23 protein-coding genes are annotated in these 21,688 nt (G+C 61.2%); 13 read left to right on the forward strand and 10 right to left on the reverse strand.

Annotation, left to right across the window (positions count from 1 at the left end; genetic code table 11):
• Positions 1-28: 28 nt before the first annotated feature.
• Both NW851_RS04425 and ffh read right to left on the reverse strand, forming a co-directional pair.
• Positions 29-487 (reverse strand): tRNA (cytidine(34)-2'-O)-methyltransferase, encoded by a 459-nt coding sequence (locus tag NW851_RS04425; protein WP_414333789.1) that lies wholly within the window; start codon positions 485-487, stop codon positions 29-31.
• An 8-nt stretch (positions 488-495) separates the two neighbouring features.
• The gene (ffh, locus tag NW851_RS04430; protein WP_414333791.1) at positions 496-1,953 is read right to left on the reverse strand and encodes a signal recognition particle protein; all 1,458 of its coding nucleotides are present in this window, start codon (positions 1,951-1,953) and stop codon (positions 496-498) included.
• 158 nt (positions 1,954-2,111) lie between these two features.
• On the opposite strand from ffh, the gene NW851_RS04435 reads away from it, so the two are divergent.
• The 3 genes from NW851_RS04435 (at position 2,112) to NW851_RS04445 (ending at position 5,420) form a co-directional block, all read left to right on the forward strand.
• Positions 2,112-3,572: a carotenoid oxygenase family protein gene (locus NW851_RS04435; protein ID WP_414333793.1), complete on the forward strand. Its 1,461-nt coding sequence runs from the start codon at positions 2,112-2,114 to the stop codon at positions 3,570-3,572.
• A gap of 593 nt (positions 3,573-4,165) precedes the next feature.
• Entirely contained in the window at positions 4,166-5,044 is an 879-nt protein-coding gene (locus NW851_RS04440) for a hypothetical protein (RefSeq protein ID WP_414337151.1), read from the forward strand.
• A gap of 91 nt (positions 5,045-5,135) precedes the next feature.
• On the forward strand, positions 5,136-5,420 hold the full coding sequence (locus NW851_RS04445; RefSeq protein ID WP_414333797.1) for a hypothetical protein: 285 nt from the start codon (positions 5,136-5,138) through the stop codon (positions 5,418-5,420).
• Positions 5,421-5,612: 192 nt separating this feature from the next.
• Here NW851_RS04445 and NW851_RS04450 read toward each other — a convergent pair whose 3' ends face one another.
• From NW851_RS04450 to NW851_RS04465, 4 genes are all read right to left on the reverse strand, one after another.
• A complete protein-coding gene (locus tag NW851_RS04450; protein ID WP_414337152.1) occupies positions 5,613-6,407 on the reverse strand; it encodes a transporter substrate-binding domain-containing protein in 795 nt (264 codons plus the stop codon).
• A 5-nt stretch (positions 6,408-6,412) separates the two neighbouring features.
• On the reverse strand, positions 6,413-6,769 hold the full coding sequence (gene rplT / locus NW851_RS04455) for a 50S ribosomal protein L20 (protein WP_414333801.1): 357 nt from the start codon (positions 6,767-6,769) through the stop codon (positions 6,413-6,415).
• Between the two features lie 123 nt (positions 6,770-6,892).
• Positions 6,893-7,093, reverse strand: coding sequence for a 50S ribosomal protein L35 (gene rpmI, locus NW851_RS04460; RefSeq protein ID WP_414333811.1), 201 nt, complete (start codon positions 7,091-7,093; stop codon positions 6,893-6,895).
• Positions 7,094-7,210: 117 nt separating this feature from the next.
• On the reverse strand, positions 7,211-8,437 hold the full coding sequence (locus NW851_RS04465; protein WP_414337153.1) for a class I SAM-dependent methyltransferase: 1,227 nt from the start codon (positions 8,435-8,437) through the stop codon (positions 7,211-7,213).
• Between the two features lie 71 nt (positions 8,438-8,508).
• Here NW851_RS04465 and glcD point away from each other — a divergent pair, with 71 nt between their 5' ends.
• Positions 8,509-9,999: a glycolate oxidase subunit GlcD gene (gene glcD, locus NW851_RS04470; RefSeq protein WP_414333805.1), complete on the forward strand. Its 1,491-nt coding sequence runs from the start codon at positions 8,509-8,511 to the stop codon at positions 9,997-9,999.
• Here glcD and NW851_RS04475 read toward each other — a convergent pair.
• Both NW851_RS04475 and NW851_RS04480 read right to left on the reverse strand, forming a co-directional pair.
• Positions 9,996-11,885, reverse strand: a complete 1,890-nt coding sequence (locus NW851_RS04475; RefSeq protein ID WP_414337154.1) for an AAA family ATPase — start codon at positions 11,883-11,885, stop codon at positions 9,996-9,998. The genes glcD and NW851_RS04475 overlap by 4 nt on opposite strands.
• A 141-nt stretch (positions 11,886-12,026) precedes the next feature.
• On the reverse strand, positions 12,027-12,590 hold the full coding sequence (locus NW851_RS04480) for a phycobiliprotein lyase (RefSeq protein ID WP_414337170.1): 564 nt from the start codon (positions 12,588-12,590) through the stop codon (positions 12,027-12,029).
• A 416-nt stretch (positions 12,591-13,006) separates the two neighbouring features.
• Here NW851_RS04480 and NW851_RS04485 point away from each other — a divergent pair, with 416 nt between their 5' ends.
• Both NW851_RS04485 and NW851_RS04490 read left to right on the forward strand, forming a co-directional pair.
• Entirely contained in the window at positions 13,007-13,288 is a 282-nt protein-coding gene (locus NW851_RS04485; RefSeq protein ID WP_414335973.1) for a hypothetical protein, read from the forward strand.
• A 184-nt stretch (positions 13,289-13,472) separates the two neighbouring features.
• A complete protein-coding gene (locus NW851_RS04490) occupies positions 13,473-14,603 on the forward strand; it encodes a murein hydrolase activator EnvC family protein (protein ID WP_414335975.1) in 1,131 nt (376 codons plus the stop codon).
• Here the strand turns inward: NW851_RS04490 and NW851_RS04495 are convergent.
• On the reverse strand, positions 14,594-15,244 hold the full coding sequence (locus tag NW851_RS04495) for an ABC transporter ATP-binding protein (RefSeq protein ID WP_414335977.1): 651 nt from the start codon (positions 15,242-15,244) through the stop codon (positions 14,594-14,596). The genes NW851_RS04490 and NW851_RS04495 overlap by 10 nt on opposite strands.
• A gap of 166 nt (positions 15,245-15,410) precedes the next feature.
• Here NW851_RS04495 and NW851_RS04500 point away from each other — a divergent pair, with 166 nt between their 5' ends.
• The 4 genes from NW851_RS04500 (at position 15,411) to NW851_RS04515 (ending at position 18,654) form a co-directional block, all read left to right on the forward strand.
• On the forward strand, positions 15,411-15,611 hold the full coding sequence (locus NW851_RS04500) for a DUF3285 domain-containing protein (RefSeq protein ID WP_414335979.1): 201 nt from the start codon (positions 15,411-15,413) through the stop codon (positions 15,609-15,611).
• 188 nt (positions 15,612-15,799) lie between these two features.
• Positions 15,800-16,933 (forward strand): histidine kinase, encoded by a 1,134-nt coding sequence (locus NW851_RS04505; protein ID WP_414337155.1) that lies wholly within the window; start codon positions 15,800-15,802, stop codon positions 16,931-16,933.
• A gap of 278 nt (positions 16,934-17,211) precedes the next feature.
• On the forward strand, positions 17,212-18,315 hold the full coding sequence (locus tag NW851_RS04510; protein ID WP_414336181.1) for a serine hydrolase: 1,104 nt from the start codon (positions 17,212-17,214) through the stop codon (positions 18,313-18,315).
• 117 nt (positions 18,316-18,432) lie between these two features.
• Entirely contained in the window at positions 18,433-18,654 is a 222-nt protein-coding gene (locus NW851_RS04515; RefSeq protein WP_414336183.1) for an RNA-binding S4 domain-containing protein, read from the forward strand.
• Between the two features lie 3 nt (positions 18,655-18,657).
• Here the strand turns inward: NW851_RS04515 and NW851_RS04520 are convergent, their stop codons facing one another.
• Positions 18,658-19,056: a hypothetical protein gene (locus NW851_RS04520; RefSeq protein ID WP_414337156.1), complete on the reverse strand. Its 399-nt coding sequence runs from the start codon at positions 19,054-19,056 to the stop codon at positions 18,658-18,660.
• 8 nt (positions 19,057-19,064) lie between these two features.
• Between NW851_RS04520 and NW851_RS04525 the strand changes: the two genes are divergently transcribed.
• The 3 genes from NW851_RS04525 to NW851_RS04535 all read left to right on the forward strand — a co-directional run bounded on the left by NW851_RS04525 (position 19,065) and on the right by NW851_RS04535 (position 21,649).
• Complete coding sequence (locus NW851_RS04525; protein WP_414337171.1) at positions 19,065-19,814, forward strand: WecB/TagA/CpsF family glycosyltransferase; 750 nt, start codon at positions 19,065-19,067, stop codon at positions 19,812-19,814.
• Between the two features lie 44 nt (positions 19,815-19,858).
• The gene (locus NW851_RS04530) at positions 19,859-20,674 is read left to right on the forward strand and encodes a cell division ATP-binding protein FtsE (RefSeq protein WP_414333366.1); all 816 of its coding nucleotides are present in this window, start codon (positions 19,859-19,861) and stop codon (positions 20,672-20,674) included.
• Between the two features lie 63 nt (positions 20,675-20,737).
• Complete coding sequence (locus tag NW851_RS04535) at positions 20,738-21,649, forward strand: cell division protein FtsX (protein WP_414337157.1); 912 nt, start codon at positions 20,738-20,740, stop codon at positions 21,647-21,649.
• Positions 21,650-21,688 lie beyond the last annotated feature (39 nt).

The raw sequence follows: 21,688 nt of genomic DNA on the forward strand, positions 1-21,688 counted from the left end.
CTGATCATAACAGGATCGGCCCGACCCCTCATGCCTTTGTCAGGGATCCCTGTTGACGTAATGCCTCAAAAAGGGCAATGGCCACGGCATTGCTGAGGTTGAGGCTGCGCACCGGCCCCCGCAGCGGGATGCGCACGCTGGGATAGGTTTCCAAGAACACGGGATCCAACCCCCGGCTTTCGCTGCCGAACACCAGCCAATCTCCCGGCTGATAGGACACCTCGGTGTAGAGGGCCTGGCCGCGCACGCTAAAGCACCAGAAACGAGCCTCAGGATGGGCCTGCAGCAAAGCCGACCAGGAGGGGTAGCGATAGAGCTGGACGTGCTGCCAGTAGTCCAGCCCCGCCCGCTTGAGATAGCGATCCGAGAGGCGAAACCCCAAAGGATCTACCAGATGGAGAGGGGTATCGGTGGCTGCACAGGTGCGGGCGATGTTTCCCGTGTTGGCCGGGATCTCTGGGGCAACCAAAACAACGTGGAAGGGCATGTCTTATTTTACTTGCCCCCAAAGCCGCGGTTACTGCCCCCTTTTTTGCCTCCACCTTTGCCCGGTTTGCGGCTGGGCTGTGGCCGGGCAGGAGGGGCTGTCGAACGTCCGCGCCAACTGGGATCCCCGCCGGGAAGAGGGGTGCGCCCGCCCCCCCACCCGGGAAAACCACCGCCCATGCCCATGTTGCGCATCATGTCGCGCATGCGCTGGAAATCGCTCACCAGTCGGCTGACATCCTCCAGCTTATGGCCAGATCCACGGGCCACCCGTCGTTTGCGGCTGACACTGCGGGCCAACAGGTCGGGATTGCGGCGCTCTTCGGGCGTCATGGAGTTGATCATGGCCTCGGCGCGGGCCAGTTGGTCTTGCCCCTTTTGCAATTGTTCCTCGCTGATTTTGCCCATCCCCGGCATCAGCCGCAACAGCCCCGCCAGGGATCCCATGCGTTTGATCAGGCGCATCTGCTTGAGGAAATCGGTGAAATCAAACTGGGCGGTCATCATCTTCTCCGCCATGCTGGCGGCATCGCCCAGGTCGATCTCTTCTTGGGCTTTTTCCACCAAGCTGAGGATATCCCCCATACCCAAAATGCGCGAGGCCATGCGATCTGGGTAAAAGGGATCCAGCGCTTCCACTTTTTCGCCGACACCGACGAACTTGATCGGCTGGCCGGAAACTTGGCGAATGGAGAGGGCCGCCCCGCCACGAGTATCCCCATCCAGCTTGGTGAGGATGGCGCCGGTGATGCCCAGGCGCTCGTGGAAGGCTTGGGTAAGGCTGGCCGCCTCTTGGCCGATCATGGCGTCCACCACCAGCAAGATCTCGTGCGGCTGCACCGCCGCCTTAATCCGCTCCAGCTCGGCCATCATCTCCAGGTCGATCTGCAGACGACCGGCAGTATCTAAAATTACATAGTCGTAGCCCTGTTCCCGCGCGGCTGCTACCCCCTGCCGGGCGATCTCCACGGGATCCGTCTTGCCCAGATCGAAAACGGGGATCTGAATTTGCTGGCCCAGAGTTTTGAGCTGGTCGATAGCCGCCGGACGGTAGATATCCCCGGCCACCAGGAGGGACTTTTTGCCCTGCTTGCGCAAATACAAAGCCAGCTTGGCGCAGGTGGTGGTTTTGCCGGATCCCTGCAGGCCGGCCATGAGCACAATGGTGGGGGGCTGCTCCGCTTGGGCGATGGGCACGTTGGCCTCTCCCATCACCTTGACCAGCTCGTCATGGACGATCTTGATGAACTGCTGATCCGGCGTCACCCCCAGGATCACCTCGGAGCCCAGGGCAGCTTCCCGCACATCCTCGATAAACTGCTTCACCACCTGCAGATTGACATCCGCATCCAGAAGGGCGCGCCGCACCTCCCGCAGAGCTTCCTGAATGTTGGTTTCGGTGATTTTGTCCTGGCCGCGCAGCTTTCTCCAGGCCAATTCCAACTTCTCGGAGAGGGCATCAAACATGGGTGCTGTTTATCCTGTCAGGCGCTTCTGGGGCATTTCCTACCATAGTCCAGTTGGGGCAACTTCAGCTTGGGGATCCCAAGCGAGGCTGACCCAGAAAAACTGGTAACTTTACAAAAGTTTAAGCAACAATAGAAGGCGTTGCTTGCCGATCTCCCATGGTCAGTATCGCTTCTCTCTCCTACAGCAGCACCGACTGGCAGTTGGGCTATCGCTCTTTGCGCCAGGAGTACGACTATTGGATTACGGAGATCGAGGGGCGGATCCCGGAGCGGCTGCGGGGAACCCTATTTCGCAATGGCCCCGGCAAGCTGGAGGCGGGATCCCAGCGCTACGGCCATCCTTTTGACGGCGACGGCATGATCTGTGCCATCACCTTTGTGGCGGGGAAGGTTCATTTTCGCAACCGGTTTGTGCGCACCCCTGAGTTTGAGGCAGAGGAGAAGGCGGGCCGGGTGCTCTACCGCGGCGTGTTTGGCACCCAGAAGCCGGGAGGCTGGTGGGCCAATTTTTTGGATCTGAAATGGAAGAACCCCGCCAACACCAACGTCCTCTGCCTGGGCGACAAGCTGCTGGCGCTGTGGGAGGCCAGCGCCCCCTACCGCCTGAACCCGGCCACCTTGGCCACGGAGGGGATCGAAACATTTGCCGGCGGGATCTCCGCCAGCCAGCCTTTTACCGCCCATCCCCGGCGGGATCCCCACACGGGAGATCTCATCGCCTTCGGGGTGCGAGCTGCCCTCAACTCCACCTTGTTGCTGTACCGTCTGGATGCGCGCGGGCGCTTGCTGGAACAGCGGGACTACCGCCTGCCGGGCTTTGCCTTCCTGCACGATTTTGTCTGGACACCCCGCTACCGCATCTTTTTCCAAAATCCGGTGGTCTTCAACCCCCTGCCGTTTGTGTTGGGCTGGCAGCCGGCGGGCACCTGTCTGACCTTGAAGCCCGGAGAACCGACCCGCATCTGGCTCTTTCCCCAAGAGGGCGAGCCCCTGCAACTGGAAACAGAGCCGGGGTTTGTGTTCCATTTTGTCAACGGCTACGAAGTCGGGGAGCAGGTGGTGGTGGATGCCGTCCTCTATGAGAACTATCCTGCCCTGGAGCCAGATGCCGACTACCTGCAGATCGACTTTGCCCAGGTGCCAGCCGGCAAGCTGTGGCGGTTTGAGCTGGATCCCAAGGCGGGCAGTGTGAGGCGGGAACTGCTGCTGGATCGCTCGGTGGAGTTTCCGGCCATCCACCCAGCTCAAATGGGGGGATCCCACCGCTACATCTACATTGGAGCCACCCATGCGCCTGGCCCCAATGCTCCCCTACAGGCCATTCTCAAGTTGGATACCGCCACAGGCCGCACGCAGCAGTACAGCTTTGCCCCGCGCGGCTTTGTGGGAGAGCCGGTGTTCATCCCGGATCCGGAGAACCCAGCAGAAGAGGCGGGGTGGATCGTGACGGTGGTTTTTGATGCGGCCAGCCAGCGCTCTCAGGTGGTGATCCTGGATGCCTCAGACCTGGCTGCCGGCCCGGTGGCGCGGATCCCGTTGCGGCACCACATTCCCTATGGCCTACATGGCAGTTTTACTCCCCAGGTGTGGGTAGATGCCGATCCGAACAAAGGATAGGGGAGCGATCTGGGGATGGTTAAATCGATTTCTCTGGCTAAGTAGGGCACTGGGCGAGGCCAGGCAAGAGCTCTGCTCAGCAGATAGAGTTATGGCAAACAGCCATGGAACAGCTTGCTGGTTGAGCTCTAGCTCCCCTCTCCCACAAGGGGAGAGGGGGCGAAGCGTCTTAATTTTGCTTGCAACGACTATATTGCTTTTCCTTTTCCTGGAGCAGTTGCTATTATCTTCAGCTACGCTGGTGACAACAACAGCCGTTCTTTTGGCTGACAAACGCCTCCGACGCGAGCGAATGTGGGTTGGCCGACTGAGACGAACCAGGAAAAGCGTTGTTAGGCTGGGTGGTGTGTTGGGCAGGTCTTGGGTCGAGGGCAGAAGTAGGGCCTGTTTTTGCAACAGCAAATGTCTTGCGCTGCCAGACGAGCATCACTGCCCCTTCTTGAGCACTTGAGTTAACCTTCTGGATCGATTGCAACGGAACCGTCACAATGTCCTCAGAGCTAAGACCTCCCTTTCGATCTGTGCGGCCCCCCAGACCCAGCTCAACTGGCGAGGCCAGGGCCTCCTCCCTGCCGGGAAAAGCTGAGGATTCGGTGTCAACCGCTGGCTCTGCTCGCGGTAGCGGGACGGAGTCTTTGCAGCCTGTTGTCGGTACCACTGCTACTTTGGCGACGACGAAAGCGGCGGAAAGAGAGCGAGTCTGTTTGGAACCCATCCCGCCGCCTGGGGAGAAGATGCAATACCGGGCGATTGGCCTCATCGAGGGACAGTACATTCCTTCCCCTGGGCACTTTACCCGCGGGGTCTTACGTACCTCAGATGGCTTGGAGCTGAATGCCGTATTGCTGGGCCGGGTGATGAGTCTGGTACGTAAGCACCTACAGCCAGACCGCAACTACCTGTGGGTGGTCTATCCTCGCACCCGCGACAAGAGCGAAGATCTGCACGTGCAGCTGATGGGGGTGTGGGCCCCCGAAGAAATGGGGCAGACGCTCCCTGAGGGCTCCCGTCCGGCGGTGGTGCCGGATTGGTTTTCCATTCGGGGCGAGGTTGTTTTTCAGTCCCAGGAGAAAGGGTTTATCATCGTCAAAATCCGCCAATCGGGCAAAAAAACCTCTGCCAGCCCTTCTTCTCAGCGGAGCAAGGATCCCGTCCCGCCTACCCGAATAGCTCCCAAGCCCCAAGCCTTCAAATTGCGCCTGATCGGCTCCCTGCCGGGCAAGGAGGTAGGCAATTTCTGGGATCTACAGGTGCGTCGCCGCGGATCCCTGCTCTACGTGGAGGCGGGAACTCCCATCGGCCCTGTGCTCAAAGCGCCGCCGCGCCCCCGCCTGAAGCACTCAACGCACCGCCCCAAAGTCAAGAAGGGCTCTCTTCCCTCGTCTTCAGGTCAGCAGTCTATTTCAGATCAACTTTATCCGCCGCGGGATCCGGCCAAAGTTCCCAAACCGGTCAAGAAAAAGCGTCCATAATCTCTTCTATAGATTCTTCTCTGGATTAGAGCTCAGTAGAGTTCCCCTCCCAATCTTCCGGTTTTAATAGCCCTTTTATCTTGGTTGTGCCGTGACAGAGTCAAACCTACCCCCCAACAAAGATGAGTTTATTTCGCCTCGCTATCCCTACTGGGGCGAGGTGAGACCCCAGAATTTGGTTTTCGATGCCAATTTACAAGAATTCAGCAACAGGGTGTCTTTGATCTGTGGCCTGGAAACGGGGGGCAAGATCACCCCGGAGGAAGCCTATCGGCAGATCAAACAGCTCTGGAAACAGCTCAAAGAAACCAAGAAAGCCATCTTGGACGACCCGCAGTGGCAGGAGCCTCCCCCCGAATTGCCGGAGGAAGAGTAGCCGGCTGGATCCCTTGGCTCGCAACCCCTGCTGGCTAACTGCAAACGGCGTCTGGTGGGCGCGGAGCCCTTGCCATTGCCAACAAGACAACGCTCAAGCGCTCTGTGCCGCTGAGACCATCACTTTCAGCTTCTCTCCCAAAAGGAGGGGAGAGTTGGAAGCCCAGGGCTGTGAAGGGTGTCTGTAACTGGCCTAGGGCAGGCCCCAAGCTCTCGCCTGCTCCGCCAGCCAGCCCTCGGCGCGCAGGTTCTCCAGTTCTCGGCGCACCCGCAGCCGCAATTCAGCATGCTCCAGCCCCTTGGGCAGGGCAATGCCCAGCCCCACCGTCGCCAACGGGGATCCCAGAAACTGAAACTGGGGGTGCTCCGCCAGCCACCCCGCCAGCACCGAGCGATCCGCTGCCCAGGCCTGCACCGCCCCTTTTAGGAGCAATTCTGCCCCTTCCTGGTAGGAATCCACCGCCACCAACTCAACCCCTGGGAGGTAGCGCTGGAGGTGGGGAATGGCGGCCGATCCGCGCAGGACGGCAATCCGCGCGCCGCGCAGCTCTGACCAGCTCGTCCAGTTTTGGGAACGGGCCACAACCAGGCTGGGGCCATCCGGGTAGTAGGCCGAGGTGAACTCCACCTGGCGCGCCCGATCCGGTGTGATGCCGATCTGAGCGATGGCCAGATCCACTTCCCCCGCAGTCAGCACCTGTAGCCGCTCCACATTGGCCACTGGCACCAGCTCCACCGCCGCCGGGGATCCCAGCAGCCGGGATCCCAGCTCGCGGGCTAGGTCAATCTCAAACCCCTGCAGCTTGCCTTCGGCATCGCGAAACCCCAACGGCCTGAGGTTGTCTTTGACTGCAACTCGCAACTGACCCGAACGAACAATCTCTGACCAGGGACGGGCAGCGGCAGGGATCCCTAGGCAAACTAAGGCCAGGCTGGCCGCCCAGCAAGACCTCTGGATCGCCGAGGCCAACGGAGACCGAGATCCCATCCCCTTCAGGCGGTGCGGGACTGGCGGGCCGCAGCCACCACTTGGGTGAAGGCTTCGGGATCCAGGAAAGCCAAGCGGGCCAACATTTTGCGATTGAGCTGGATATTGGCTTTTTTGAGGCCGTCGATGAACTCGCTGTAGCGCAGGCCCTGGGCGCGGGTGGCGGCATTGATGCGGGCAATCCAGAGGCGGCGAAAATCCCGCTTCTTGCGGCGGCGATCCCGGTAGGCACTGCGCAGGGCCTTCATCACCTGCTGGTTGGCGGTGCGGAACAGCTTAGAGCCGGCTCCGCGAAAGCCTTTGGCCAGCTTGAGGATCTTCTTGCGACGCTTGCGGGCAACATTGCCCCGTTTGACTCTCATGGCGGTAACTCAATACAGACAGATGGATACAAGGGCGAACAAGCCTTGAGACTTTTGGCCTGCCGTGGCGATCGGCTCACCCTAGGCTGAGGGAGTGGAGGAAGCGGCGCAACGGGATCCCACCTAGTGGGTGTTGGGCAGCATCAGGCGCACGTTGGCCAGATCCCGTTCATCCACCAGGGCCACGCCGGCCAATTTGCGTTTGCGGTTGGTGGTTTTGTGCTCAAGCAAGTGGTTGTGCCCGGCCCGGCGACGCATGAACTTGCCGCTGCCGGTGAGGCGAAAGCGCTTGGCGGCTGCCTTGCGAGTTTTGATTTTGGGCATGGCAATAACCCCAGAAATGGCCAGGGGAAAGGTCACAGTCTTCTAGCATAAGCTAGGGAAGACCAAGAAAGCAAATGCCGCAATGGCCTCTTCCTGTCTCAAAGCCGCCAAGAGCCCTCAAAAACTGTTCTCTTGCGGCTCCAAAAGCAACACTTGCCAGCGCAGCAACTGCTGCAACTGCGGCCAGCTCAGGGGAGAGTCTAGGCTTTCTTGAAGGGCTTGGACGGTGCGGATCCCGTCCACCTGCTGCAGGAAGGCGAAGGCTTCCTCGCTGAGGGAGATGGCCTCATAGGCGTAGTTGAAGAGGCTCCGCCCCGGCCACAGGCCCAGGCAGGGGCTGAGGTGGGCAACTGCCGCGGCCACATCCTCTGGATGGATCCATTCCCAGCGGCGAATAGGGGGCTTGCCGAGAAAGAGCTCGTAGTGGGCCACCACCGGATCCAACAGCTCGATTAGGCGGTAGCGCTCCGGCTCCGGCAGTTGGGCTGCCTGGGCCAGTAGGGTTTCATCTTTGCCCAACACCCGCTCCAGCCGCCAGAACTCTGGGTTGGAAAAGCGCAAAAACTGCAGCTCTGAAGCCTGAATTAGCTCAAACAGCGTCTCGATGGTGTAGTCCACTTCCTGCGGGTGCAGGTACATATCGGCAAAGCATTCGTCGTCCACGTTTTCGATGGCCCAGCGGGCGCGTTCCTGCTGCTGGATGCGGTTGCTGTCTGGCAAAATCTGGAAAAGGCGGCGGCCCACCTGGAGCCCTTGCTGTAGGTGTTCTGCGGAAGCTAGCGGCTGATGCTCTGAGCCAGTGACCAAGAGGCGGATGGCCTTCTGCATCAGGCGGATCTCGTGGCGGCCCAGCTCGCCGTACACAAATAGGTGCAGGATCCCGCCGGGAGCCAGCTTGTTTGCCAGAGCCTGCAGCCCCGCCACCGGATCCGGGAGGTGGTGGAGCATGCCTACGCAGTTGATGAAGTCGAACTGCCCCGGCAGTTGGTCGATGTCGTAAACGTTGAGCTGGCGAAAGTGCACCGGTGGTGCCTGGGAAGCCCGGCAGCGGGCCTCGGCAATCTCCAGGGCGCGGCTGCTCAGGTCAAAAGCCCAGATTTCGGCGTTGGGGTTTTGGTGGGCGATATACTCCGTCCCCACCCCAGAGCCGCAGCCGGCGTCCAGGATGCGCACTGGGCGGCGGCCTGGATGAGCACCTGTGCAAAAGGCATAGGCCTGGGGCCAGCTCCAGCGCCAGTTCCACCCCGGCGGGGAAACGGTGCCGATGGGCTGTGGCGGGAAGGGGTAGAGGTCGTAGAGCTGCCGCACTTGTTTGAGAATCTGTTCGGCGCTGCGGGACTGCATAGGCTCTCCAGCCAGACTATCCAGACTATAGTGACGATATCTCCCCTAAGCACATTTCTCGCCAACGCTCTATGGTTGTCCGCGCTTCCCATCCTCTGCAAGCTGGCCTCACCTTCGACTGGATCAAGCTGACGGCTGAGCTCAAAAAAATTCTCGATCCCCGGCGAGTGATCAGCAAGCCGGAGGAGCTGTTGGTTTACGAGTGTGACGGGCTGACCAGCTACCGGCAAAGGCCGGCTTTGGTGGTGTTGCCGCGCACCACAGAAGAGGTGGCGCAGGTGGTGAAGCTGTGCAGCCGCTACCAGGTGCCCTTTGTGGCGCGGGGATCCGGCACTGGCCTTTCGGGAGGGGCGCTACCCCTGGAAAATAGCGTCGTCATTGCCACCACCCTGATGAAACAGATCCTGGAGATTGACCTAGACAACCGCTGCATGGTGGTGCAGCCGGGGGTGATCAACGCCTGGATTACCCAAGCGGTGGCCGACCAGGGCTATTTTTATGCGCCGGATCCCTCTAGCCAGTCGGTTTGCTCCATCGGCGGCAATGTGGCGGAAAACTCCGGCGGCGTCCACTGCCTCAAGTACGGGGTAACAGCCAACCACATCCTCGGCTTGACGGTGGTGCTGCCGGATGGGGAAGTGGTGCGCTGGGGGGGCAAGATCCCGGAGATGCCCGGCTACGACTGGGTAGGTCTGTTTGTCGGTTCCGAGGGCACCCTGGGCATCGCTACCGAGATTACCCTGCGCCTGCTGAAAACCCCGGCCCAGGTTCAGGTTTTGCTGGCGGACTTCGACAGTGTAGAAGCAGCGGGATCCGCCGTCTCTGACATTATCGCTGCCGGGATCATCCCCGCCGGCCTGGAGATCATGGACAACTTCAGCATCAACGCCGTCGAGGATGTGGTGCAGTTGGGCTGCTACCCGCGGGATGCGGCGGCCATCTTGCTGGTGGAGGTGGACGGGCTGGAGCTGGAGGTGGAGGAAGCCGGCCAACAGGTGAGGGCGCTGTGCCTCAAAAACGGGGCCCGCCAGGTGCAAGTGGCAGCCGGCCCAGAAGAGCGGGCGCGGCTATGGAAGGGGCGCAAGGCGGCCTTTGCTGCAATGGGCAAGCTCAGCCCCAACTACTACGTCCAGGATGGGGTGATCCCCCGCAGCCAGCTAGCCTATGTCCTCAAAGAAATCGAGCGCCTCAGCCGCGAATACGGCTACCCGGTGGCCAATGTGTTCCATGCCGGCGACGGCAATCTCCATCCGCTGATCCTCTACGACGAGTCGGTGCCGGGATCCCTGGAGCAGGTGGAGAAGCTGGGGGGCGAGATTCTCAAACTCTGTGTGCGCCTGGGGGGTAGCCTTTCTGGCGAGCACGGCATCGGGGCGGAGAAACGCTGCTACATGTCGGAGATGTTTACGCCCACGGATTTGGAGAGCATGCAGTGGGTGCGGCAGGTATTTGACCCGCAGCACATCGCCAACCCCGACAAGATCTTTCCCACTCCCCGCACCTGCGGCGAGGCGGCCCACGCCCACCGGCGGCCGGAATGGCAAGCGATCCCTGTCTTCTAGCTGGCCTGCCGCTGCTGCTGCAGCTCGGCAAAGGCCTGGGCAAAGTCTTCCTGGCAGATGACCAGGGTTTTGGCATCCACCGTCTCGGCAGTGGCGCGGTGGCGGCGGATGGCGGCAATGGCGGCACGGTTGCTCAATAGAGCCAGATCGGCACCGCTCCAACCTTGGGTCTGCTCGGCCCACCCCTGTAAATCCACATCCGGCCCCAGGGGACGCTTGCGGTTATGTACAGATAAGATTTCCCACCGCCCGGCGCGATCCGGCAGCTCCACACTCAGGTGCAGCTCCAGCCGTCCGGCACGGGTGAGGGCGGGATCCAAACTGGCTTTGCGATTGGTGGCCGCCACCACCAGCACCCCCTGGCTGGGGCGGATCCCGTCCAGTTCGGCCAGGAGTTGCCCCAGGACACGGTCGCTGACGCCACTATCGCCGGAGTAGCTGCCTCGCGCGGGAGCGAGGGTGTCGATCTCATCGATGAAGATGACGCAAGGGGCACACTGGCGGGCGCGGGCAAAGAGTTCCCGCACCGCCTGCTCGGAGGATCCCACCCATTTGCTGAGCAGCTCCGGGCCGGAGACGGCGATGAAATTGGCCTTGGCCTCGGAGGCGATGGCCTTGGCCAGCAGCGTCTTGCCGGTGCCGGGGGGCCCGCTGAGGAGGATCCCTTTGGGGGCCTGGGCCTGGGCCTGCTCGTACAGCTCCGGGTGCAGCAGGGATCCCTCGATGGCCTCCTGCAAAATCTGCTTGGCGTGCTCCAGGCCGCCGATCTGATCCCAGCTCACCTGGGGCGACTCAATTTCCACCGAGCGCAACACCGCCGGCTTTACCTGTTGCAGAGCCTGCTGAAAGTCCGCTGCTGTGACTTTTAGGGATTCGGGAATGGGGGATTCCAAATCCGGCACCTGGCGCCGCAAAGCTGCATAGGCTGCCGCCTGGCACAGGCCGCGCAGATCCGCCCCCACAAAGCCTAGCGTCTGATCCGCCAGGCTGTCCAAATCCACATCCTCCGCCAGCGGCATGCCGCGGGTGTGAATGGCCAGGATCTCCCGCCGCCCCTCCCGATCCGGCACCTTAAAGATGATCTCCCGGTCAAAGCGCCCCGGTCGCCGCAGGGCCGGATCCAGGGCCTCAGGCCGGTTGGTGGCCGCCAGCACCACAACACCTTTTTGAGCCGCAAACCCGTCCATCAGCCCCAGCATTTGAGCCACCAGGCGTTTTTCTACCTCCCCCTCGACAGTGGCGCGGTTGGGGACAAGAGCATCGATTTCGTCGATGAACACCAGACAGGGGGCAGACTTAGCCGCCTTCTCAAATAGCTGCCGCAGGCGCGCCTCCGCCTCCCCGTAATACTTGCCGATCAGTTCCGGGCCGACAACGGCAATGTAGTTCACCCCCAGGCTCTCGGCCAGGGCGCGGGCAGTCAGAGTCTTGCCGGTGCCTGGGGCTCCCACCAACAGCACGCCACGGGGCGGATCCAGTCCCAGCTTGGCCAGCAGATCGGGCCGCTTGAGGGGGATCTCGACCATTTCCCGCAAAGCTTGGAGCTGTTCCCTCAGCCCCCCCACATCCCTGAGGCGCGGCCCTGGGCCGGATTCCGTCCCGCTGAGGCGGTCAGCGGCCAAATCAGGCGAAGGAGCGGCCTTGGGCTGTTCGCGCCAGCTTGCTGTGGACATCACCTGAGGCTCGCTGCTCCAGGAGGGATCCCCCGTCTGGGCGCTGCTGCGGCGACGGGGGATGGAGCCGGAAGGGGGGATAGAGCTGCCCAAAGGACGGGCCTGGATGCGCACCTCGGTTCGCAGCTCCCCCGTGTTTCTTTTCTCGTCCAGTTTCTGGGCTAGCTCGATAAGCTGCTCAATACCCTGGATAAAATCGCTTAGATCCGCCACAGCCGGGGTTTTCCGTCTACAAATAACCCACCAACAGAGGTTTTAGCCCATCCCTTGCCGGCTGAGGCTCTCCCCAGACCCAAAAGCAGGCAACTTTCAGCCAGGGATCCGGCGCCGGCGAGCTTTCTGGTCAGCACACGCCTAGGGAGAGCGGGACTCGGCCATGGCCGAGAGGGGGGAAGGGCTGGCCGAAAGTTTGCGCACCTCAGAGCAGAAAGAAGCCATGCTAAAGCCACCAAAGCGCTTGACGGTGCTGGCCCGCAGGCGCAGGTTCGGGCTGGCAAACCAGATGCGCTCCTCTGACTCGGTCATCTCATATTCGGTGTAGAGGGTGAGGGCGCCGTCGGATCCCATCACATAGGTACCGGCCACCGGTATTTTTTCGGCATAGCCCTGATCCCGCAGCAATTGCCCGCGCATGGGATCGACCTCATCGGGGATGGGAACCAGCACCACATCGCCTTTGTACTCTTCGTTGTCCCACTCCTGCTCGCCATCCCACCGCACCCGCGCTGCTCCCACAGCTCGCTGCGGATCCACCTTGAACAGCTCACAAACCCGGATGACGGCTGGATCGGTTGGCGCAAGCGTGGCAATCTGGACTTTCGACCTCCCTCCCTCAGAGCGGCGAAAAGCCAAGTGATGGCTGGTGCGCTGGCACATCCACTCCCCAGCACTGAGGGCGAAAAACTCCATTACGGTCATCATGGCCGACGCGGATCCTCTATCGATAGACAGGATTTGCCGATCTTAGCTTGCGTGGCAACTCACCCTTAACTCTCAATTTAGCTTTTAAGGGGTTCGGGGAGCTCTCAGTCCTGCGCTCTGGCATTCCCCATGGCACGCTACGCCAACCGTGGGGTTGGGCCAGACCAATCCACCTCATGTTGCTCACGCCCGCAGCGACTTCCATTGCCAAACCGCACCTAAACTTTGCCCTCAGGCCCAGACCACGAAACCCAACAGGGATGTGGGGCAGCCGACGTCGTACCGCTGGCGGTCGGTGAGGGGAGAATGGCGCTTAGAATCCAGAAATAACAAAACCGGCTTGTCGGCAAAACAAGAATAAATTGTAACCAAGAATAAATTGTAAAAATTCCCTTTTGGGAGAAGGTTAACAGATGAACAGAGAACGGGCAAAGCTGGTGTTTATGGGAGCAACTGTTTGTGCGTTTACAGCACTGGTTGGAGCGTTTGCTTTTCCCATTCTTTCGTGGCGTCGCTGGTTCCTCCTTTTATCAGCCATCTGTGGCCTTGTTGTCTCTCTAGCCAATATTGAACTGGGCAGAGAGGAGGAAGAAGCCCCCCAGACTCGCAAGTGGCGCATGGTGTCCCGTTTGTATGAGATGGCTCTTGGGTCGATTTTTGTCATTCTCGTATTATTTTTACTATTTTTAGCCTGAAGTTTTGCCGATAGGCGGGCGGCCAGCCCATCGCCATTTGGAGTAGCGAGACCGGGGGGCAACAATCCAGTTGGGCTCGGTCAGATCCTGGCAAATCTTTGTATCCTTAGGGTCGGTAGGTCTGTTGCAGAGGGTGTGGGGAGTGACAAGTCTGAGTCGTGTGGCACACAGGCTGAAAGGGTGGATGGTGTTCGGATTGCTCGCCCTCTGTCTGCTGCTGTGGGAAATGGCCCCGTCTCAGGCGCAGAATGTTAACCAACTGCAGCAGCGCCAGCAGCAGATCCAGCAACAAATCCAGAGCACTCAGCGCCGCCTCGGAGAAGTGCGCCAGGCCGAAGAAGAGGCCCGCCGCCGCATGGGATCCCTGCGCCAAAACATTCGCCAAACCGAAGCCAGCCTGCGCGACAACCAATATCGTCTGGAACAGGCCCAGAAGGCCCTAGAGCAAGCGCAGCAAGAGCTCCAGGAGCTGCAAGACCGCCTGAGGCGGCAGCAGCAGGGCACGGCCGCCCGCTTGCGCTACATGCAGCGGCAGGGGGCAGAACATTGGTGGGCTTTGCTGCTCACCAGCCGCGACCTGAACGAGTTTTTCGATCGCCGCCACCAGTTGCAATTGCTGATCGAGGCCGACCGGCAGTTGATCCGGGAGCTACAGGCGATGGCTGAGGAGGTGGAGCAGCAGCGCGTTGCTCTGGAGATGCAGCGCAACGAGATTTCTTTGATTTTGCAGGAGCTGGCCGCCCAGAAAAACCAACTGCAGCAGCAGGCTGCCGCCCAAGAGCAACTGGTGGGCCGCCTGGCCAACGAGCGCGCTGCCTATGAAGCAGCCCAACGGCGTTTGGAAGCCGATTCTCAACAGTTGACCGTCCTCATCCAGCAACTGATCGCCCAGCAGGCTCAGCAGCGAGGGGGTGGGGATCCGGTTCAGGGGACGGGCCGGTTGATCCCACCGGTGCGCGGGCCGATCACCAGTGGCTTCGGCTGGCGGGTTCACCCCCTCTATCGCAGCCGCCGCTTTCATGCGGGGATCGACTTCGGTGTGCCCACCGGCACGCCAGTTCGGGCATCAGACCGGGGCACGGTCATCTACGCCGGTTGGTACGGCGGCTACGGCTACACGGTGATTGTGAACCACGGCGGCGGCATCACCACCCTCTATGCCCACAACAGCCGCGTCGCCGTCGGGGTGGGCCAGCAGGTACAGCGGGGGCAGGCCATTGCCGCTTCTGGCTCCACCGGCCTCTCCACCGGGCCTCATGTTCACTTTGAAGTGCGGGTCAACGGCCAACCGGTGGATCCGCGCCGCTACTTGTGAAGCAGCGCCTCTGCCGGCACCGGCTGTAGGGATCCCGCCTGCAACGTCCACTGCACATCGGCAATAGAGGACAGCTCCTCCGGGTCGTGGGAAACCACCAACACCGTCCAGGTGGATTTCAGCCGGGCCAACAGCTCGATCAACTGCCGCCGCACGGACCAATCCAGCCCCGCCGTCGGCTCGTCCAGCAGCAGCAGAAACGGGCCGCGAATGAGCTGCACCGCCAGGGCCAAGCGCCGCTGTTGCCCGCCGCTGAGGTGGTTGGGGAAGGTATGCAGAGGGATCCCTGCCAATCCCACCTGCTGGAGGACATTCTCGATCTCCTTTTGCTGCAGTTCCGGGTGGCCGAAGCGCATTTCCTCCAGCACCGTCAAGCCACAAAAGTGCCGCTCCGGGAACTGAAACACCAACCCCGCCAGGCTGCGCAACTGGTTGAGGGAGAGCTCCGTCCCGCCCCAGGCAATCCGTCCCTGGGTGGGCCGCGCCAAGCCGGCCAAGATTTCCAGCAGGGTGCTCTTGCCGGCCCCACTTTTGCCCACGATCAGCCCCAACTGGTTCGGGCCCAGCTCAAAGGAGAGATCCTTGAGAATCGGCTGGGAAACGGCTGCCGGATGGTAGGAAAGATGCTGAACCTGCAACATAAGCGCCAAGGAGGGGGATGCTGTCGTTATTTTGGCACCGGAAGATCCCCGCCCAACAGCCATCGCTTCGCTGCAATCGGCAGGTTACCCCAAAACGATGCCGATGTCTGGCAGGCAGATTGAGCTAGCCTGGAGACAGGGTTAAGTTATTGCTCTGGTCATTCGGATGGCGCAGCCTTCTTCTGCAGATTCTTCTTCGACCGGCATTCGCGCAAGCGTTGCGGAGCAGCAGGGATCCCCCCCGAGCTATACCCGCCTGGCCATGCGCAACATGGTGCGCAAAGGCAGGACCTCTCTGCTTCACTTCACCCTGACAGCGGTGGGGTTGGTGGCCCTGCTGGTGGGGTTGGCCTACCTGTTTCACTGAGTTCCACGGTTGTCAGTTGGGCGGAAAAGGTGCACTCTGGGGGTCTCTCGCTACGTTCGCTGTTCCTTTTCAGCTTTTCCCCAAGGTTAAGTGTTAGGAAAGAACAAGCAGCAGTGGATCCCACAGCTCGAGCAGATGGCAATCCCGGCTGCTGAAACGCCAACCTCTGGCCTTTTGGATTTCGGCCTATGCAGACTTCGCCAGATCTCACCTCCGCTCGTTCTGTCATTCGCCTGCTGTTGTTTGCCAAGAGTCGAACCGTCGTTGCTGAACTTGAGAAGCATCTGCTTCAGCACATCCAGGGGTTACCCGGCCAATACCCTGCCCAACTAAAAGTGGTGCCGCTGGAGGAGCACCCCTACCTGGCGGAGCATTACAAGTTGGTGGCGACTCCAGCTCTGGTCAAGGCCGAACCTCTGCCCGCTCAGGTCTTGGCGGGGGCCGACTTGGCAACACAGTTGGAAGTGTGGTGGCCCCGTTGGCAGGGCCAGGCGGCCTTGGCCTCCCAACAAGAAGGTGCAGGACAGGATCCCACCCCTCCCCCGACCACCGAGGCGCTGTTGCAAATGTCGGAAGAGGTGTTTTTGCTGCGGCAGGAACGGGCCCAATTGCAGGAGCAGTTGGACTTCAAAGACCGCGTTCTGGCCATGTTGGTACACGATTTGCGCAGCCCCCTGACGGCCACGGCTCTGGCGGTCGAAACCCTCCAGCAGGGGCGCGAGGGATCCCTGGACAAAGCGCTGGAGCGGCAGTTGTTCGACCACGCCCGCCAGCAACTGCGCAAGATGGACAGCATGATCACCGATATTCTCGAGTCAGCCCGGGGCGCCGCCTCGGAGCTGAGGATTCGAGCCGTAGAAACCCAGTTGCCCAGCCTGTGTCAGCCGGTGATCGAAGAGCTACAGCCGCGCATGCAAGCCAAGCGGCTGCAGTTTCAAGCGGATATTCCCGTCGATCTGCCTTCTGTTCATGTGGATCCCGACAAGATCCGCCAAGTTCTGTTCAACCTGCTGGATAACGCCATCAAGTACACCCCTGCCGAGGGATCCATCCGCCTCGATGTCCTCCATCGCACCAGCCAAAAGGTGCAGGTGACCGTCAGCGATACCGGCCCCGGGATCCCGGAAGCCGACCAGGAGAGCATCTTCTCCGATTCCGTTCGTCTGTCCCGGGATCAACAGCAGGAGGGCTATGGCATCGGCCTTTCCCTCTGCCGGCGGATTGTGCGCGCCCACTATGGCCAGATTTGGGTGGAATCTGTCCTGGGCAAAGGCAGCAGCTTTCATTTCACCTTGCCGGTATACCGGCTCTGCAAGCGCTAGCCAAAGGCCCCGGCAGGCAAGCAGATATCTGGCAACAAGGACTCCGTCTCTGCCGGGGTTGAGGCCGCAACGGTTTGATTGATGTCTGGGTCGGGTCAGGTTGGCCAATTTGTGTGTTTAATTAAACCGAGCCACCAGAGCTGGTAAAACTGTCAACATCTTTACGCAAGCCTTGTGTGGGAGCAGTTGTTCTCATGGCCGGAGCAAGGGAGAGGAGACCAACGCCCAAGAAGCCTCGGGATCCCCGCCGCCCCTCACGATCCGCTAAGGATGCCCTATTGGGGGGTTCTGGGCGCCTGCTTCCTGCCCCGGCTGCCTCCCACCCTCAGCCGCTGCGTCTGGCCCGCCAAAAAGCCATCGCCCGTCTGCGCCAACGGGCTGTCCAGCCTCGCCGCCCAGGACGTTCTCCGGCCCTCGGAGAAGTGTTGCTCAGGGGCCTGAGCTTCAGTCTCATCCTGGGCCTGACAATGGCCGGCCTCTCGCAACTGCTGCAATCAACCCCCACTGGACAGACAGAACCTGCCACGACGCAGCTTGGGGATCCAGGGCCGAGCGATACCCTGCAGGGAGAGGCGATCCCGGCTTTGCAGGAGCGCCTAGCCGCTTTGGCCGACCAACCGGGGTTGACGGCAGGGGCCCTGTTTTGGGAGGTGGAAAGCGGCGCCTTTGCCGGCGTCAGGCCGGATCAGGCTTTTCCTGCCGCCAGCGTAATCAAGATCCCCATTCTCTTGGCCTTTTTCCAGGCCGTGGAAACCGGGCAGGTGCGGCTGGATGAACCGCTCGCCCTGCGGGAAGATCTCAAGGCAGGAGGAGCGGGCGTGCTCCAAACCCGTCCCCTGGGATCCCAGGTCTCTGCCCTGGAGGCGGCCACCCTGATGAGCACCCTCAGCGACAACTTCGCCACCAATCTGATCATCGATCGCCTGGGTGGACAGGAGGCTCTCAACCAAAAATTTCGTCAGTGGGGGCTACAGCACACGCAAATTTCCTGGTGGCTACCGGATCTGGAGGGCACCAACACCAGCAGCCCACGCGACATGGTTTGGTTGCTCAGCCAAGTGGAACAGGGGCGCATGCTTAGCCGCCGCAGCCGCGACCGCTTTTTGGACATTCTCTGGCGTACCCAACGGCCTTCCTACTTTCGACCCCACCTGGGCCAGGAGGTGCGCATTGCCCACAAGACGGGAACCCTGCGCTCGGTGGTGGGAGATGCCGGGATCCTGGATTTGCCCAACGGGCGACGCTATGTGGCGGCGGTGTGGGTGAAGCGAGAAACCCCCAACGACCCCAGAGCCGAAGAGCTGATCGCCAGCCTGTCGCAAGCCGCTTATGAGTTCTGGGCCGGGGATCCAACGGCAACCACGAGCAGCTTGCAACCCTGATCCCAAACATCACCAATTTTTCTCTCCCGAGCCCCATTCCGGGCAGAATGCAAATGCCAGAGTGGAGAAACAGGCAATGGGACAACTGGTCGATGTCAAAACCCTTTGGGTGCAGTGATGGCGACAGATCCCGTGATTAAGCTGGATCAGTTTCTCAAGTGGGCGGGGGTTGTGTCCACCGGTGGGCAGGCCAAGCAGTTGATCCAAGCCGGACAGGTGCAGGTCAATGGCGAGGTGGAAACCCGCCGCGGGCGCAAATTGCGCCTTGGGGATGAGGTGAGGGCGCTGGGCCAAGTCTGGCAGGTGCACCTGGATAAGGCCTCAGAGGGAGATCAGTGAGATCTATCGAGATCCATGCAGCGGGATCAGAAGCAGCATGGCCAAAGCCCCGATCCCCCCTGCCACCGCATACTGCCACTCCAGCCCCCACAGCAGGCAGGCAACTCCGGCCAAGATCTGGATCCCACCGGTGATCCAGTAGGGAAGGCGCGGCGGATCCACCAGGCCGTTGAGCCAGTGGCCCAACCCCATTTGCCACAGCCAAAACACCCCCAGATATTGGCTCAAAGCCGCTAGAGGGGTACGACCGACAAAAGGCAGCACCGAGAGAATCATGCCCAGGGCGATCACCAGTGTCCAGACCAAGCCCACGAAGTAAAGATGGGCCAATCCGGCAGCTCGAAACTCCGGCAGCGCCGTCTGCCGCACCATATAGCCCAAGCCAATAAGAGAAATCAGCAACGGTGGTGGTGTCGTTAGCAAGCCATTCAATTCTGGGTGTGAACCTACACCTGGCTCTGCCAGAAGCCAGTCTACAGAGCTATGCCACCTGGATCGAGGCGCGTATTCAGGAGAGGCAGGGCGCCCAGGTGGTTACTTGTAACCCAGAGATGATCATGCAGGCGCAGCGGGATCCGGCCTTTGCCCAGGTGCTACAACGAGCAGAGCTGGTGATCCCAGATGGGGCGGGGGTGGTGTGGGCTTTGCGGCGGCAGGGGATCCGCGTCCAGCGGGTGCCGGGGATCGAGCTGGCCGAAGCCCTGATCGCGCTGGCGGCAGAACGGGGGTGGCGCTTGGCCTTGGTGGGGGGAAGGCCGGAAGTCAACCGGGCAGCGATTCAACATTGGCACGCTTGCTTTCCCTCTCTGTCCATTTGGGGCTACCACGGCTACTTCTCCCCTGCCGAGGAAGAAAACCTGCTGCACACTCTCCAGGACTTCCAGCCGCAACTGGTGTGGGTGGGGCTGGGCTCCCCGCGCCAGGAGCTGTGGATCCAGAGATGGCGCAGCCTCTTGCCCCAGGCCATCTGGATGGGGGTGGGGGGCAGCTTCGACATTTGGGCCGGCCAAAAACGGCGAGCCCCCCGCTGGTGGCGTGACCATCACCTGGAATGGTTGTATCGTCTCTATCAGGAACCTTGGCGCTGGCGACGCATGTTGGCTTTGCCCAGGTTTGCCTGGCGGGTGCTGTGGGATCCCGCTTCTCGCTGGCGCCCCTAGCCTGCCGGCGCTTCCTCGTCTTCCTCTTTTGTAGGCGCTTCCTTATGATGCTTGGTCAGCACATCGGCTATTCCCCTCGCGTTCACCGTTGGGCCGGTACAGCTCCCACTCCTCATCTGGCCCCCTTGAGCTTGTACAGCAGCACCCAGCCGGGATCTTTGCAGGCCCCAGCCAGCATGGTGTCCCTGCGGGGCGTGAGCAAGGTCTTCCCCAACGGCAACTTGATTTTTCAGGATGTGAACCTGGAGGTGCGCCGCGGCGAGTTCGTGTTTGTTACCGGCGTGTCGGGAGCGGGCAAGTCCACCCTCTTGCGACTGCTCTACGGGGACGAACAGGCCACCGAGGGCACGGTTGTGGTGGATCAGGTGTGCCTATGTTCTTCGGAAGGGCGGCGGCCCTACCGCATTCCACCCCGTCCGCTGGCGATGCTGCGGCGGCGCTTGGGGGTGGTCTTTCAAGACTATCGCCTGTTGGCCAACCGCACCCTGGCGGAAAATGTGGCCTTTGTGCTGCGCGCCCAAGGGCTCTCCCCCGCCGAAATCCGCCGCCGCATCGGGCCGACTTTGAAGATGGTGGGGCTGACCGAAAAGCGGGATCGCTTTCCCCATGAGCTTTCGGGAGGAGAACAGCAGCGCCTCAGCCTGGCCCGTGCCATTGTTAACATGCCGGTGCTGCTGCTGGCAGACGAGCCGACGGGGAACCTGGATCCGGAAAACTCGCTCTTGGTTCTCCAGATTTTGGAGCGGCTCAATTCTTTTGGGGTGACTGTCATCATGACCAGCCACGACCCCCATCTGGTGGAGCGGGCCGGCCACCGGGTGGTGCGCATGGAAGGAGGACGCCTGTATGATCTGCGCTGAGGCGCTGCATAGGGCGGGAATCCCGAAGATTGGGTTTACTGGCAGTGTTGGGCGGTAAACAGCATGCAATCTCTCTCCCGATTTCTCAACAAGATTCGCTATCTCCTGCAAGAGACTTTTTTGGGGTTGCGGCGGGGAGGCTGGCTGAACTGGGCGGCGGTGAGCACCCTGCTGGTGTTGCTGTTTTTGGTGGGGATCGGCGTGGAGCTGTCTTGGGGGGTGGATGCGACGGTGCGATCCCTGGGGGAGCAACTGGAGATCTCCGTCTATCTGGAGCCGGAACGCCAAGGGGTGGAGTTGCAGTCCCAGGTCGCCCAATTGCCCCACGTGGTGGCGGTGAAGGTCATCACCAAAGACCAAGCTTGGCGCACCCTCCTCATCGAGATGGGGATCCAGGATGAGGCGGCGATGGAAACCCAGTTGGGGGAGAACCCTTTGGTGGATGCCCTGCGGGTCAAGGCGGATTCCGCCGAAGCCCTGGGGGAGGTGGCGGCACAGATTCGCCAATTGGAAGGGGTAGACGAGGTGTACTACGGCAGCCGCATCGTGGAACAACTGGCCCAAATTCAGGAGATGCTGCGGCTGGGATCCCTGGGCATCACCGGGGTGTTGGCCCTGACGGCGGTGGCTGTGATCACCACCACCATTCGGCTGATCGTCATGGCGCGGCGGCGGGAGATCGAGGTGATGCAACTGGTGGGGGCAACGGCAGCTTGGATTTACTTGCCCTTTATTTTGCAGGGCTGCCTGTTCGGGGTGATCAGCGCGCTAGGGGCTTGGGGCTTGGTTCTGGGATCCCGACAGTTGCTGCAGGAGGTGCTGGAGCGGTTGATCGCCTTGCCCTTTCTCAAGGTGATGCAGGCGGATCCCGGCCAACTGGAGTTTTGGTTCTTGCCGCTGCTGCTGTTGGGGATGGGGGTTTTTCTGGGCACCGGCAGCAGCTTGATCGCAGTGCGTAAGTCGGTCGGGCGCTGAGCAAGGGAAGGATTGGCCGGTTCTCTGCTAAAATCAGGA

This window comes from Synechococcus sp. H55.7, from assembly GCF_047462395.1.
Taxonomy (GTDB): Bacteria; Cyanobacteriota; Cyanobacteriia; order Thermostichales; family Thermostichaceae; genus Thermostichus.

Coding starts and splice junctions, on each gene's coding strand:
- NW851_RS04530 (WP_414333366.1), top strand. CDS start 19,859: ATGATGCTTGGTCAGCACATCGGCTATTCCCCTCGCGTTCACCGTTGG.
- glcD (WP_414333805.1), top strand. CDS start 8,509: ATGGTTGTCCGCGCTTCCCATCCTCTGCAAGCTGGCCTCACCTTCGAC.
- ffh (WP_414333791.1), bottom strand. CDS start 1,953: ATGTTTGATGCCCTCTCCGAGAAGTTGGAATTGGCCTGGAGAAAGCTG.
- NW851_RS04535 (WP_414337157.1), top strand. CDS start 20,738: ATGCAATCTCTCTCCCGATTTCTCAACAAGATTCGCTATCTCCTGCAA.
- NW851_RS04505 (WP_414337155.1), top strand. CDS start 15,800: ATGCAGACTTCGCCAGATCTCACCTCCGCTCGTTCTGTCATTCGCCTG.
- NW851_RS04485 (WP_414335973.1), top strand. CDS start 13,007: ATGAACAGAGAACGGGCAAAGCTGGTGTTTATGGGAGCAACTGTTTGT.
- NW851_RS04465 (WP_414337153.1), bottom strand. CDS start 8,437: ATGCAGTCCCGCAGCGCCGAACAGATTCTCAAACAAGTGCGGCAGCTC.
- NW851_RS04425 (WP_414333789.1), bottom strand. CDS start 487: ATGCCCTTCCACGTTGTTTTGGTTGCCCCAGAGATCCCGGCCAACACG.
- rplT (WP_414333801.1), bottom strand. CDS start 6,769: ATGAGAGTCAAACGGGGCAATGTTGCCCGCAAGCGTCGCAAGAAGATC.
- NW851_RS04495 (WP_414335977.1), bottom strand. CDS start 15,244: ATGTTGCAGGTTCAGCATCTTTCCTACCATCCGGCAGCCGTTTCCCAG.
- NW851_RS04480 (WP_414337170.1), bottom strand. CDS start 12,590: ATGACCGTAATGGAGTTTTTCGCCCTCAGTGCTGGGGAGTGGATGTGC.
- rpmI (WP_414333811.1), bottom strand. CDS start 7,093: ATGCCCAAAATCAAAACTCGCAAGGCAGCCGCCAAGCGCTTTCGCCTC.
- NW851_RS04500 (WP_414335979.1), top strand. CDS start 15,411: ATGGCGCAGCCTTCTTCTGCAGATTCTTCTTCGACCGGCATTCGCGCA.
- NW851_RS04515 (WP_414336183.1), top strand. CDS start 18,433: ATGGCGACAGATCCCGTGATTAAGCTGGATCAGTTTCTCAAGTGGGCG.
- NW851_RS04450 (WP_414337152.1), bottom strand. CDS start 6,407: ATGGGATCTCGGTCTCCGTTGGCCTCGGCGATCCAGAGGTCTTGCTGG.
- NW851_RS04435 (WP_414333793.1), top strand. CDS start 2,112: ATGGTCAGTATCGCTTCTCTCTCCTACAGCAGCACCGACTGGCAGTTG.
- NW851_RS04490 (WP_414335975.1), top strand. CDS start 13,473: ATGGTGTTCGGATTGCTCGCCCTCTGTCTGCTGCTGTGGGAAATGGCC.